The organism is Gordonia sp. KTR9, from assembly GCF_000143885.2.
Lineage (GTDB): Bacteria > Actinomycetota > Actinomycetes > Mycobacteriales > Mycobacteriaceae > Gordonia.
Window position 1 is genome coordinate 120678 of sequence record NC_018581.1, and the last position, 14518, is coordinate 135195.

8 protein-coding genes are annotated in these 14518 nt (G+C 68.8%); 7 read left to right on the forward strand and 1 reads right to left on the reverse strand.

The genetic code is table 11. The annotated features are described in order from the left end of the window. Nucleotides 1-18: 18 nt before the first annotated feature. The 3 genes from KTR9_RS28110 to KTR9_RS01360 all read left to right on the forward strand — a co-directional run bounded on the left by KTR9_RS28110 (nucleotide 19) and on the right by KTR9_RS01360 (nucleotide 4985). Nucleotides 19-2754, forward strand: a complete 2736-nt coding sequence (locus KTR9_RS28110; protein ID WP_274518055.1) for a helix-turn-helix transcriptional regulator — start codon at nucleotides 19-21, stop codon at nucleotides 2752-2754. A 134-nt stretch (nucleotides 2755-2888) separates the two neighbouring features. Next, nucleotides 2889-3512 (forward strand): hypothetical protein, encoded by a 624-nt coding sequence (locus KTR9_RS01355; protein ID WP_014924885.1) that lies wholly within the window; start codon nucleotides 2889-2891, stop codon nucleotides 3510-3512. A gap of 63 nt (nucleotides 3513-3575) precedes the next feature. After that, entirely contained in the window at nucleotides 3576-4985 is a 1410-nt protein-coding gene (locus tag KTR9_RS01360) for a carotenoid oxygenase family protein (protein WP_014924886.1), read from the forward strand. Nucleotides 4986-5064: 79 nt separating this feature from the next. Here KTR9_RS01360 and KTR9_RS01365 read toward each other — a convergent pair whose 3' ends face one another. Next, nucleotides 5065-6108, reverse strand: a complete 1044-nt coding sequence (locus KTR9_RS01365) for an alpha/beta hydrolase (RefSeq protein WP_044505616.1) — start codon at nucleotides 6106-6108, stop codon at nucleotides 5065-5067. Between the two features lie 515 nt (nucleotides 6109-6623). Between KTR9_RS01365 and gltB the strand changes: the two genes are divergently transcribed. The 4 genes from gltB to KTR9_RS01385 all read left to right on the forward strand — a co-directional run bounded on the left by gltB (nucleotide 6624) and on the right by KTR9_RS01385 (nucleotide 14501). Further along, nucleotides 6624-11207: a glutamate synthase large subunit gene (gene gltB, locus KTR9_RS01370; RefSeq protein WP_010844008.1), complete on the forward strand. Its 4584-nt coding sequence runs from the start codon at nucleotides 6624-6626 to the stop codon at nucleotides 11205-11207. Beyond that, nucleotides 11200-12654 (forward strand): glutamate synthase subunit beta, encoded by a 1455-nt coding sequence (locus tag KTR9_RS01375; protein ID WP_010844007.1) that lies wholly within the window; start codon nucleotides 11200-11202, stop codon nucleotides 12652-12654. Before gltB ends, KTR9_RS01375 begins: the two co-directional genes overlap by 8 nt. Before the next feature lie 162 nt (nucleotides 12655-12816). Beyond that, entirely contained in the window at nucleotides 12817-13704 is an 888-nt protein-coding gene (locus tag KTR9_RS01380) for a cutinase family protein (RefSeq protein ID WP_014924888.1), read from the forward strand. Nucleotides 13705-13829: 125 nt separating this feature from the next. Further along, on the forward strand, nucleotides 13830-14501 hold the full coding sequence (locus KTR9_RS01385; RefSeq protein ID WP_014924889.1) for a DedA family protein: 672 nt from the start codon (nucleotides 13830-13832) through the stop codon (nucleotides 14499-14501). Nucleotides 14502-14518 lie beyond the last annotated feature (17 nt).

Sequence of the window (14518 nt, forward strand, 5' to 3'; positions counted from 1 at the left end):
GCCGATACCCTGGGTTTCGTGCTCGCGTCCCAGCCCGCCGATCGTCGCGCGGTGGTCGACGAGATGCGCGAGTTCATCGCCGCCGCTCAGCGGGAACCGGGGGCCGTCCGGCGAAAGGTCTGCGTGATCACGGCGGGCCCGGGCGCAGGCAAGACCCACACCCTGCGGGAATTGGTATCCGCCGCCGATGGATTCGTCCGCACGGTCCGGGCGGACGAGCTGTCGTGGCGCCAGCCGTTCGGGCTCGCGGGACAGTTGCTCGACGTCGATCTGCCGACCCCCGTACCCGACGGATTCGAGGACGAACTCTACGCGCGAGTGGACGCGCTGTGTGCCGGTGAGCCGCTCGTGCTCGTCGTCGACGATGCTCACCACGCCGACGCCGCGACCCTGGAATTGTTGTACCGACTCGTCACCGGCACACGTGTGCTGCCGCTGGTGGTCCTCGTCGGCCGCAGGCCGCTTCCGGAGCGGGACCTGCTGAACCGGCTGGTGGCGCGCACCGAGGTCGGCGAATGGGCCTTGCCGCCGCTGGGACTCGACGAGGTTCGCCGGATCTCGACCGAGATCATCGGTGCCGCACCGGATGACGAACTCCTCGGGCTGCTCGCATCGGGAGGTAATCCGATGCACGTGATCTCGGTCCTGCGCGCCCTGCAGCAGTCGGGCGGGCTGCGGATCGTCGAAGGCCGCGCAACCGTCGACGCCCGCACTCGGGATGGGATACCGAAGGGGCTCGAGGACGCGATCGCCGAACATGCCGCGCTCCTCGACGGACGGGCCCGCGAACTGACGCAGAAACTGGCGGTGTGGGGCGGTCCGGCGACACTCGCCCAGCTGGCCGCGGTCGATGCGGTACCACCCGCATCCCTGGTCGGGCCGGCGCAATCGGCGATCGACGCCGGCATCGTCGCCGCCGACGACAGCGGAGCGTTGCGGTTCACCCACGATCTGTACGCCGACGTCACCTACGAGCACCTCGATCCGGCGCTGCGCTCGGTGTTGCACGACGCGATCGCCAGCCATCCCAGCACTCGGCACAACCCGCAGTCGGTCGCGCACCATCGAATTGCCTCGGGCAGTGACGAATCCGCCATGTTCGCCGCGGTACGACGTGCCGAGAGCGAGCTCGGCGGCACGCCTGCGGTGGCGGCCGAACTGCTGGAGACGCTGGCGACTCGGACTGCGCGTCCGTCGGCAGGCGTCAACACCGCCCTCGCGGTCGCCCTCGCCCGTACCGGTCGGCTGGACCGCGCCTGTCGGGTGGCGGAGGAGGGCATGGCGCTGGCGACCGAGATCGCCGAGATCGCCGAACTGCTCCGAATCCTGTTGTTCGCGTTGACCGCGAAGGGCGACACCGACCGGGTCCGGGCACTCATCGACGAGACGCTGCAGCTCCCCGTCGACGACGAGGTCGCGGACACCCTCACCGATCTGCGTCACTACGTCGGGCTCCTCGACGGACGCGCACCGGCCCCGCGCACCCCGTTCTTCGACATCGACCGAGAAGCGACCACCCGCTCGGTGCCCGGCCTGATCGCCGAGGCGCTCCGGCGGTTCCTGCGCGGCGAGGTCGACGATGCACTCGGGTTGGCGCTGCACGCCTCGCGACGCGACGCCGTGGAATCTGCCACCGGCCCGTTGTCCACGTCATCGGCCGACATCTGGCCGTCGCTGATCGAGCAGTACGCGCATGGCCCCGCAGCCGCGGCGGACCTGCTGGCGGGCGCCGCCCGGTTGCGTTCGAGCCGAGGCGCCGACTGGATGACCGCGTACCACGAGTTCACCCGGGGTGGGATCGCACTCGGGCTCGGCGACCTCGACGACTCCGCGGCCTCGTTCGACGCCGGCCTGGACCGTGCGGACTCCGCGGACATGGGATGGAAGTCGATGGCGGTCGGCGGCCGGGCGATGGTCGACGTTCTCCGCGGCGACCTCGCGATCGCGTCGAACCGACTCGACGAGTGGGACGGGACCGGCCTGCCCGATCAGTTCGGGTTCCCGGTGCCCATCCACGCCCGCGCACTGCTCCATGAAGCGAACCGGAAGCTGCGGGTGGCCGCGACGACGGTCACCCGGGCCTGGGATCACGGCCGTCGCTTCAACCTCTACTCCTGGCTGCCCACCGTCGCGCTCGGGACCGCGCGGATCGGCGTCCGCGCGGGCGACAACACCTTGCTCGGCAGCGTCTTGGACGGGCTCGACGAGTTCCCGGTCCCGCCCGCGTGGCCCATGTCCGGCCCCGTCGCGGTGACCCGTGCAATGTGTTCGGTGGCGCTGCGCGACGAGGATCCGCTCACGATCGTGGCCGCCGCCGACGAACACGCCGAGATCCTGCAGACCGTCGGAGACCGGCAGTCCGAGGCGTGCGTGTGGGAGGAGGCGGCATGCGCGGCGGCCATGGCGGGAGACCGGGACAGAGCCCGCGATCTCGCCCGCCGCGCCATGCGACTGACCCGGGGCATGGGCGCGAGCACCAGCTCGGCGCGGGTGGCCTCGCGGTTGCGCCCGTTGGGGATACGGCTGGACCCCGCAGCACGGGACCGCCCGACACATGGATGGGAGAGTCTCACGCGGACCGAGACGACCGTCGCCGAACTGGTCGCGACCGGCATGAGCGGTGGCGAGATCGCCGACCGTCTGTTCATCTCGACCCGCACCGTGCAGACCCACGTCTCCCACGCCCTGGCCAAGCTCGGCCTGCGCACTCGCGTCGAACTCGCCGCGTTCGTCGTGGGCCGGCAGCAGAACTGATCACCAGGCACGGTTGGCGGCGATTTCTCCGTCATGACGCAGATGTACGCGTGACCGGCACGGCGGACAGTGGATTCACCCAGACGTGGGCACCCGTGAGGGCCCACAACCGCCGTACCGAAGGAGACCGCACCATGAACGCCAAGTCGATGATCCTGGGACTCGCTCCGTGGTTCGTATTCGCATGGTCGGCCGAACGTCTCGGCGCCGACCACGTCACGCTCGCCGGGCTCGCCGCGTGCGTACTGGCCCTGGCCGTCACCATCTACGAGGCGGTCCGCACGGGCGGCGGCTGGAAGATCATCGACGTCGCCGGAGTTGTTCTGTTCGGCGTCATCGCGCTCATCGGCATCTTCGGCGACACGCAGGTCGACGAGGCGCTCGTGTTCTTCGGGCGTGGTGGTTCGGCGTTCGTCCTCGCCGCCGTCATGGCCGTGTCCGCGTTCACGGTCCCGTTCACCGAGCAGTACGCCCGGGAGACCGTCGATCCCGCACTCTGGAACTCGCCGGTGTTCCGCGCCAAGAACCGGCAGATCAGCCTCCTGTGGGCGGCCGCGATCGCGCTCATGGGTTGCTCGCACATCGTCGCCGGGCTGCTGGCCTCCACCTCGACGGCGTCCGGGAGCCACCCGGGCAACATCCTGCTGAACTGGGTCGTCCCGATCGCACTGATCGTCTTCGCGGTCAAGCGAACCCGAGCGATCGCCGACTCGGCGCCCAGCACGCCCGCCGGCAGCGCCGCCCCGACCGCCGGCTGAAACTCGCCGGTACCACTCCATCCGCCCGACCAGCCCGTCGCCAAGCAGCCCGAAGGTAGTCCCATGACCCTCACCACGCCCCCCACCCCCGCCCCCGTCGACATGGCGCACCACGCCCACCTCACCGGCGTGTTCGCCCCGCAGCGCAAAGAGGTCGATGTCGCCGACTTGCCCGTCTCCGGAGAGATCCCCGCGGATCTGCGGGGCAGCTATCTCCGCAACGGCCCCAATCCGCGCTTCGACCCGATCGGATCCTTCGTCTACCCCCTCGACGGCGACGGCATGGTGCACCGGATCAGCATCGACGACGGTCGGGTCGGGTACACCAACCGTTTTGTCCGGACCCCGATGGTCCTCGCGGAAGAGGCTGCCGGACATGCCCTCTGGTCAGGACTCACCGACGGATACACGCCGCCGGCGAGTGTGGTGGGCGACGAGCTCGCCGGCACCTACCGCGAACTGCCCGACATCAACATCGTCCGGCACGGCGGACGCCTGATGGCGATGGCCGAATCCGACCGGCCCTATCTGCTCGAACCGTCGTCGCTGGCGACCCTGGCCAAGACCGACTGCGACGGTGCGATGCGGGTTGGTAGCACCGCCCACCCGAAGATCGACCCGGCCACCGGCGAGATGGTCTTGTTCAACTACGGGCTCGAGGCGCCGTATCTGACGTGGTCGGTGGTCGCCGCGGACGGGACGACGACCACCGGCCCCACCCCGGTCGACGGACTCGACAAGCCGGTGATGATCCACGACATGGCGCTGACGTCGCGATACCTCGTACTCTTCGTGTGCCCGTTGATCTTCGACCTCGAGGGCGTGATGACCGGTGGGTCGCTGCTGTCGTGGCAGCCCGACGACGGCACGCGCATCGCGCTCATCCCGCGCGACGGTGGCCCGGTGCGCTGGGTGCACACCGACCCGTTCTGGGTGTGGCACTTCGCCAACGCCTTCGACGGCCCGAACCCCGAGGACGGCGTCATCGTCGACTACGTCGAGTGGAGCTACCCGGGCGGTTTCGCCGACGAACCGCGGCCGGCGACCTCGGCGCTCACCCGCGCGATCATCCGCCCGGATGGGACGATCACCCGGAATACGGTCAGCGACAACGCCTTCAACATGGAATTCCCACGGGTCGACGACCGCCTGCTCACCCGGGACCACCACCGGATCGCCTCGGTGGCCAAGGGTCCGCGCGACAGTGGTGCCAGCGACAGCCTCTGGTTCCACGATCTCTCCGCCGGTACCGAGACCTTCTGGAGCCCCGGAACCGCCATCGGCGAGCCGATCTACATCCCGGGTACCGAACGCGACCACTGGGGCGCGATCGGCACCGATCCCGCCGACATGCGTTCGTACTTCTACCTTCTCGCCGCCGACGACCCCGCGGCCGGGCCGGTGGCCACCGTCGAACTGCCGATCCGCGTCCCAGCCGGGCTCCACGGCGCCTGGCTCGCGGACCCGGCCTGACGACAAACCCACCCTATTTCCGCAAACCCACCCCGTCCGAGCGTGGTGGGTTTGCGGAAAAGGGGTGGATTTGCGGGCCTCAGGAAGCCGGCGCCGTCACCGCGATGAACCGGGCCGCGGTGTCGATCGCCGACCGCGCTTCGGCCGACAGACGTGGGATCAGCTGGAACACGTGCCCCTGATCCGGCCACGCCTGGATCACCGAAACCCCTCCGGCGCCGACGATCTCATCGTGGGTGGCCCGGGCGTCGGCGCCCATCACCTCGCGTGCCCCGTACTGGATGAGGGTCTTGGGCAGACCCATGTCCCGGGTCAGGCGGACGCGCATCCGAGGGTGATCGGGGTCCGCGGCCCTGGTGTAGAGCCGCAGGATCTTCCGCGCGGACATCGCGTCGATGATCGGGTCGCGCACCCCGGTGCGCTGGTTGCGTACGGCCAGCTCGAAAGTGGGGTCGTAGAGCGGCGAGAACAGCACCATCGACCCCGGCTGCGGGGTTCCGGTCGCGTGGTTGACGGCGAGCAGGTCGAGCGCGAGGTGACCGCCGGCGGAGTCGCCCGCGACCACGATGTCCTCGGCGCGGTACCCCTGTGACAGGAGCCAGCGATAGCCGCGGATGGTGTCGTTGCCCGCGCACGGCCACGCGTGTTCGGGGGCGAGCCGGTAGTCGAGGCTGAACGCGGGCAGACCGGTCTTGTTGCCGAGCCGGCCGACCAGGCCGCGGTGCGTTCGCGGCGAGCACACGATGTACCCGCTCCCGTGCAGGTAGTAGACGATCCGCGTGCCGGGGGCCGGGGCGGCGGCGTGCCGGCCGATGACCCATTCGCCGCGGACCTGTCCGCCGCGAAACGTCTCGCGCACGAGATCCACCCGGGTGTTGGCCGGTGGCGGGTTCATCCGCTCGATCGTCCGGTTGAGGGCCGGACGGGTCCGCTGGATCATCTGTGCCGTCACCCGGGGATGGCTGACCCCGGCCGCGGCCATCATCGGCCAGGCGACGCGGGCCAGGTAGGCGTTGACCGCCCGGGAGCGGCGCGAACCATGGGGAGCGACGCCGAGGTGACCGAACGGATGCTCCACCCCCGGATCGAAGGCGGGTTCATCCGCCGGCACAGTGACACTCATCACCTGACGGTAGATGTTCGGCGTTTCCCGCGGGGTGAGATTCCGCGGGCGAGATCCGGCCGCAATCCGATCGCGACCGACGAAGCCCGCAACCCCTCGCCGCGAGCGCTGCCGAGACCGTGGCCGGGGTGGCCCCGAAACGCCAGATCCCCGTCTGACGTGCACCTGAGGTGCTGTTGTGGTATCCGGATTTCTTGACTCGGCCCTCCGCGTGGAAAAATGGCTCACAATGCTCATACGGCTGCCCGGGGGCGCTCTGGCGTGCTGCGCGCGGTAGTTGCGATGAGCAGGGTGGTTCGGGCCCCGACGACGCGGCTCGAAGGGACCGTCAGCAACGGCGCTGACCGGGACTCACCGCCGCTGTGATCGTCGGCTCCGCCCAGGTCAGCCCCGATGCGGGCGGATGACGACGACGCCGGGGACATCGTGGTCCGCGGCCCGACACGGCCGGGTGTGGCCCCAGACATTGACGACGGGTAGTGCGTGCACCCCTCGCGCGCAAAGTGAGGCGAACTATGAAGCAGGCTCCGGGACCGGTGGGTCTCTACGACCCACGCAACGAGCACGACTCGTGTGGCGTGGCGTTTGTCGTGGACATGCACGGACGGCGCAGTCGCAGCATCGTCGACAAGGCGATCATGGCGCTGGTGAATCTCGAGCACCGCGGCGCCGCGGGCGCCGAGCCGAACACCGGCGACGGTGCCGGCATCATGATCCAGGTCCCGGACCGTTTCCTACGGGAGACCGTCGACTTCGAGCTGCCCGCGGAAGGCAGCTACGCGACCGGTATCGCATTCCTGCCCCAGGGGTCGGAGGACGCCCGCCTCGCCTGCGAGGGTGTGGAGAAGGTCATCGAGGCCGAGGGTCTGACCCTGCTCGGGTGGCGCGAGGTGCCCACCAACGAGAGTTCGCTCGGTGCGCTCGCCCGCGACGCCATGCCGACCTTCCGTCAGGTGTTCGTCGGCGGCGCCGAGGGCATGGAACTCGAGCGTCGTGCCTACGTCGTGCGCAAGCGCGTGCAGTACGAGCTGGGCAACAAGGGCGCCGGCGCCGACGGCCCGGGCCGCGAGACCGTCTATTTCCCCAGCCTGTCCGGACGAACCTTCGTCTACAAGGGCATGCTGACGACCCCGCAGCTGCGGGAGTTCTACGTCGACCTGCAGGACTCGCGTGTCGAGAGCTCGCTCGGTCTGGTGCATTCGCGCTTCTCCACCAACACCTTCCCGTCGTGGCCGCTGGCACATCCGTTCCGCCGCGTCGCCCACAACGGCGAGATCAACACCGTCACCGGTAACGAGAACTGGATGCGGGCCCGCGAGGCGCTCATCGACACCGAGGCCTTCGGGGCCGACGCGGCGTCGAAGATCTTCCCGATCTGTACCCCCGGCGCGTCGGACACCGCGCGCTTCGACGAGGTTCTCGAGCTGCTCCACCTCGGTGGACGCTCGCTCCCGCACGCCGTGCTCATGATGATCCCGGAAGCCTGGGAGCGTCACGAGTCGATGAAGCCCGAGCACCGGGACTTCTACCGCTACCACTCCGCTCTGATGGAGCCCTGGGACGGCCCGGCGTCGGTGTGTTTCACCGACGGCACCGTCGTGGGCGCCGTGCTCGACCGAAACGGACTGCGCCCCAGCCGGGTCTGGGTCACCAAGGACGGCCTCGTGGTGATGGCCTCCGAGGTCGGCGTACTCGACATCGACCACTCCGACGTCGTGCAGAAGATGCGTCTGCAGCCCGGCCGGATGTTCCTCGTGGACACCGCGGCCGGCCGCATCGTCGACGACGAGGAGATCAAGGACGAGCTCGCCGGTGAGCACCCCTACGGGGAGTGGCTCGAGCAGGGACTCGTGCCGGTCGACGACATCGAGGCGCCGCCGCACCAGCACATGCCGCACGACCGTGTCGCCTTGCGCCAGCAGGTCTTCGGCTACACCCGCGAGGAACTCGACCTCCTGGTCGCGCCGATGGCGAAGACCGGCGCCGAGGCCCTCGGCTCGATGGGCACCGACACCCCGATCGCGGTGCTCTCCAAGCGTCCGCGCATGCTGTTCGACTACTTCCAGCAGCTGTTCGCGCAGGTGACCAATCCGCCGCTCGACGCGATCCGCGAGGAGATCGTGACCAGCGTCGGCGGCACCATCGGCACCGAGGCCGACCTGCTGAACCCCGGCCCGGAGTCGTGCCGGCAGATCGAGCTGACGTCGCCGGTCCTGGACAACGACACTCTCGCCAAGCTGGTGGAGATCAACTCCAACGACGCGCTGCCCGGCTTCCGCAGCGTGCACATCCACGGCCTCTACCCGGTCGCCGACGGCGGTGCCGGACTCCGCAAGGCGCTCGACGAGGTGCGCGCCAAGGTCAGCGCCGCGATCGACGACGGCGCGAACCTGGTCATCCTGTCCGACCGCGAGTCCGACGAGACCTACGCACCGATTCCGTCGCTGCTCCTCACGGCTGCGGTGCACCACCACCTGGTGCGTGAGCGCAAGCGCACCCAGGCCGGCCTGATCGTCGAGTCCGGCGATTGCCGTGAGGTCCACCACGTCGCCGCGCTCGTCGGTTTCGGTGCGGCAGCGGTGAACCCGTACATGGCCTTCGAATCGATCGAGGACATGATCGAGCGCGGCGTGCTCGGCGACCTCGACCTGGCCACGGCGCAGAAGAACTACATCAAGGCCGCCGGCAAGGGTGTGCTCAAGGTGATGAGCAAGATGGGCATCTCGACCATCGCCTCCTACACCGGCGCGCAGCTCTTCCAGGTGATCGGTCTGTCGCAGGAGACGGTCGACGAGTTCTTCACCGGACTCAACAGCCAGCTCGACGGCATCGGCCTCGACGAGATCGCCGACGACGTCGCGGTGCGTCACGCCCTGGCGTTCTCCGACCGTCCCTCCGAGCGCGCGCACCGCGAGCTCGAGGTGGGCGGCGAGTACCAGTGGCGTCGTGAAGGCGAGTACCACCTGTTCAACCCGGACACGGTGTTCAAGCTCCAGCACTCCACGCGCACCGGCCAGTACAAGGTGTTCAAGGAGTACACCAAGCTGGTCGACGACCAGTCCCGGCAGATGGCCTCGCTGCGTGGCCTGTTCGACTTCAACTTCGGCGATCGCGACCCGATCCCGATCGAGAAGGTCGAGCCGGCGAGCGAGATCGTCAAGCGGTTCTCGACCGGTGCGATGAGCTTCGGCTCCATCTCCGCCGAGGCCCACGAGACCCTGGCGATCGCCATGAACCGTCTGGGCGGCCGGTCGAATTCCGGTGAGGGCGGCGAGGATCCGCGTCGCTTCCATCACGACGAGAACGGCGACTGGCGGCGCAGCGCGATCAAGCAGGTCGCCTCGGGACGCTTCGGTGTCACCTCGCACTACCTGTCGAACTGCACCGACATCCAGATCAAGATGGCGCAGGGCGCCAAGCCCGGTGAGGGCGGCCAGCTCCCGCCGCACAAGGTGTACCCCTGGGTCGCCGAAGTCCGTGGTTCGACGCCGGGTGTCGGTCTGATCTCCCCGCCCCCGCACCACGACATCTACTCGATCGAGGATCTCGCTCAGCTGATCCACGACCTGAAGAACGCAAACCCCAAGGCGCGCATCCACGTCAAGCTCGTCAGCGAGGTCGGCGTGGGCACCGTCGCGGCCGGTGTGTCGAAGGCGCACGCCGACGTGGTCCTCATCTCCGGTCACGACGGCGGCACCGGCGCCACCCCGCTGACCTCGATGAAGCACGCGGGAGCGCCCTGGGAGATCGGCCTCGCCGAGACCCAGCAGACCCTGCTGCTCAACGGTTTGCGCGACCGCATCGTGGTGCAGGTCGACGGCCAGCTCAAGACCGGCCGGGACGTCGTCGTCGCCGCCCTGCTCGGTGGTGAGGAATTCGGCTTCGCGACCGCGCCGCTGGTGGTCTCCGGCTGCATCATGATGCGCGTGTGCCACCTGGACACCTGCCCCGTGGGCGTGGCGACCCAGAACCCGCTCCTGCGTGAGCGTTTCGCGGGCAAGCCGGAGTTCGTCGAGAACTTCTTCATGTTCATCGCCGAAGAGGTCCGGGAACTGCTGGCGCGCCTCGGCTTCCGCACCCTGCAGGAAGCCGTCGGTCACGTCGAGGCACTCGACACCACCAAGGCGCTGGCGCACTGGAAGTCGGAGAAGGCCGGCAAGCTCGACCTGTCGTCGATCCTGACGATGCCGGAATCGCCGTTCATGAACCAGGATCTGTACTGCTCGGGCGTGCAGGATCACGGGCTGGAGAAGGCGCTCGATCAGCAGCTGATCGCGCAGAGCCGCGAGGCGATCGACCACGGTACCCGGGTGTCCTTCACCTCGAAGATCACCAACGTCAACCGCACCGTCGGCACGATGCTGGGCCACGAGGTGACCAAGGCCTATGGCGCACAGGGTCTTCCCGACGGGACGATCATCGTCGACTTCACCGGCTCGGCGGGCAACAGCTTCGGCGCCTTCGTGCCGAAGGGTGTGACGCTGCGCCTGGAGGGTGATGCCAACGACTTCGTCGGCAAGGGACTGTCGGGTGGCCGTCTGGTGGTCCGCCCGGCGCGCAACGCGCCGGACGACTTCGTCGCCGAGCGGAACATCATCGCAGGCAACGTGATCGGGTTCGGTGCCACCGCGGGCAAGATCTTCCTGCGCGGCATCGTGGGCGAGCGCTTCTGCGTCCGCAACTCGGGTGTCACAGCGGTCGTCGAGGGCGTGGGCGACCACGGCTGCGAGTACATGACCGGCGGGCGCGTCGTCGTCCTCGGAGAGACCGGCCGCAACTTCGCGGCGGGCATGTCCGGTGGTATGGCCTTCGTCTACGACCCCGAGGGCAAGCTGGCCGACAATCTCAACACCGAGCTCGTCGACCTCGAGCCGCTCGTCGACGAGGACGTCGAGTTCCTCTCGGCGATCATCGACGAGCACCGTGCCGAGACCGATTCCCCGGTCGCCGCGGCACTTCTCGACGACTGGGACACCGCCCAGACCAAGTTCGCCAAGGTCATGCCACGCGACTTCAAGCGCGTGTTGCTGGCCATCTCCGAGGCGGAGAAGACCGGGCGAGACGTGAACGAAGCGATCATGGAGGCCGCACGTGGCTGACCCCAGAGGATTCCTCAAGCACCCCGAGCGGGAGCTGCCCGACCGCCGCCCGGTGGATCTGCGTCTGCTGGACTGGAAAGAGGTCTACACCGACTTCGACAAGGGCCACCTGAAGACGCAGGCGAGCCGCTGCATGGACTGCGGTATCCCGTTCTGCCACAACGGTTGCCCGCTGGGGAACCTCATTCCTGAGTGGAACGACCTGGTCTACAAGGACCAGTGGCGCGACGGCATCGAGCGTCTGCACGCGACGAACAACTTCCCGGAGTTCACCGGCCGCCTGTGTCCGGCTCCGTGCGAGGCGTCCTGTGTGCTGGGGATCAACCAGCCGCCGGTCACCATCAAGCAGGTCGAGGTCGAGATCATCGACAACGCCTTCGACAACGGATGGGTCACCCCCGTCCTGCCGTCGGCGAAGACCGGCAAGGCGGTTGCCGTCGTCGGCTCCGGACCTGCGGGACTGGCTGCGGCGCAGCAGCTCACGCGTGCCGGACACGACGTGACGCTGTTCGAGCGGGCCGATCGCATCGGTGGTCTGCTCCGCTACGGCATCCCCGAGTTCAAGATGGAGAAGCGCCACATCGACCGGCGTCTGGCGCAGATGGAGGCCGAGGGCACCGTCTTCCGCACCGGCGTCAACGTGGGCGTCGACATCACCGTCGAGCAGCTCCGCGCCGATTTCGACGCGGTGATCCTCGCCAACGGATCGACCATCGGCCGCGATCTGCCGATCCCAGGCCGCGAACTCGACGGCATCCACCAGGCCATGGAGTTCCTGCCGCAGGCCAACCGGGTGCAGCTCGGCGACACCGTCGAAGGCCAGATCTCGGCGAAGGGCAAGAAGGTCATCATCATCGGCGGTGGCGACACCGGCGCCGACTGCCTGGGCACCTCGCTGCGCCAGGGGGCCGAGATCGTCCACCAGTTCGAGATCATGCCGAAGCCGCCGATCGAGCGTGCCGAGTCGACCCCCTGGCCGACCTACCCGCTGATGTACCGCGTGTCGTCGGCTCACGAAGAGGGCGGCGAGCGCGTCTTCTCGGTCAACACCGAACAGTTCCTCGGTGAGGACGGCAAGGTCACCGGTCTCAGGGCCCACGAGGTCGTCATGCGCGACGGACGCTTCGAGAAGGTCGAGGGTTCGGACTTCGAGCTCGAGGCCGACCTCGTGCTGCTCGCCATGGGCTTCGTCGGTCCCGAACGCGAGGATCTCCTCGACAAGATGGGCGTCGACTACGATCCCCGTGGGAACGTGAAGCGCGACAACAACTTCGCCGCCGTCGGGCAGCCGGGCGTCTTCGTCGCCGGTGACGCCGGTCGCGGACAGTCGCTCATCGTGTGGGCCATCGCCGAGGGCCGGTCGGCCGCAGCGGCCGCCGACAAGTTCCTCACCGGGGCGTCGGAGCTGCCCGCGCCGATCGTGCCGACGCAGGTCGCGCAGCGCTGACCGCGCGCCTCGCACAGAGCAGAACACAGAACTCCCGCTCGCCCGTTTCGGGGTGGGCGGGAGTTCTGCGTGTGAACGGTGACCGTGCTGGGTAGGTATTTTCCGCCCTACACTCGCCTCATCGCTGTCGGCCCTCACCGGCCAGTACGAAGGGAACGGACCATGCGTCGGATCGTCGCGACCATGTGCGCGCTGTTGTGTGCCGTCCTGGCCGGAGGAGGCCTCGCCGTCCCGAAAGCCGACGCCGCGCCGCGAGGATGCCCCGAGATCTACGTGCTCGCCGTGCCCGGAACGTGGTCCAACGGCGCCAGCCCGGGCCTGCTCGGTGAGGTCACCGCCGGGCTCGGACCGGAGACCCGCGTGCAGTACGTCGGATACGACGCCACCGCGTTCCCCTGGGAGAAGGCGATCTACGGCAAGTCGAAGGGGCAGGCCGTGGCCAACACCACGGGACTGGCCCTGCAGATGCTGCGTCGATGCCCGGGTACCCGGATCGCACTGGTCGGCTACAGCCAGGGCGCCGACGCCGCCGGGGACCTGGCCTCCGAGATCGGCACCGGCCGTGCCGCCATCAGGCCGGGTCAGGTGGCGGGCGTCGTCCTGATCGCCGATCCGCGACGGTCCGAGCGCGACAACCTCGTCGGTCCGCCGCTGCGCGGAGAGGGAAGCGGCGGCCCTCGCCTCGACGGCATGGGCTGGGTCCTGCCGAGAGCGTTCACGATCTGCGAACCCGGCGATGTCTACTGCAACGTGCCTCGCGACTACTACGTGACGCGGATCGTCGGCTACCTCGCCGAGACCAGTGATCCGACGCCGAGCCAGATCGTCCAGTATCAGGCGGAGGCGGGCGCGATCCTCGCCGAACTGCTCACCCTCGGCGGACCCGGGGAGATCGTGCAGGAACTCGGCGACGACCGGGCCCGCGAACAGATCAGATCGTTCAACCGGTTCCTGCAGTCCGGGTCCCACGGCACCTACCGGGACTTCGAGGTTCGTCCCGGGGTGACCGCGGTGCAGTGGGCCAACAGGTTCCTCGCCGGACTCGCCTGAGCCGATGCCGGTCGGTCGACCTGCGCGGAAACCGGATGAATCGGACTTCCGACTAGAGTGGCTGCCGAGGCGGTCACCGTTGCCGGGGACCAGCCGACCGCCCCTCGGACAAACGGACTGATTCTTTGCCAACGCAGCTCGCCGCCGTACTCGCCCAGACCGACCCGTCTCAGGGTCACAGCGGCTTCATCGGCTGGATCCTCGACCTGATGGACACACTCGGCGAGTTGGGTGTGGGGGTCGCGATCCTCCTCGAGACCTTCCTGCCGCCCATCCCCTCCGAAGCGGTCCTTCCCGGCGCCGGGTTCCTCGCCTACGAGGGCCGCATGAACGTCTGGCTCGCCTGGATGGCCGCGACCGTCGGGTCGCTCGTCGGCGCCTGGCTCTGGTACTGGATCGGCGCCGCCCTGGGTCGCGACCGCACCCGGCGGCTCGTCGGCCGGCTGCCGTTGCTCGACTACGACGACTTCGACAAGGCGGAGGAGTATTTCGTCCGCTGGGGCGGCATGGCGGTTCTCCTCGGCCGGTGCGTGCCGCTCGTGCGATCGTTCGTCTCGATCCCCGCGGGCATCGAGAAGATGCCGTTCTGGCGCTTCACCGCCTACACCGCGCTGGGTTCGGGGGTGTGGAACGCCTTGTGGATCGGGATCGGCTTCGGTTTCGGTCCGGCGATCGCCCCGGCGCTCGAACGCTGGAGCGGGGCGCTGTCCAACATCGTGATCGCGCTTCTCGTCCTCATGGTCGCCTGGTTCGTCGTGAAGCGGGTGCGTCGCCGGCGAGCGAGCACTGCCGGATAGGCGCGGCCGGCTTCGGT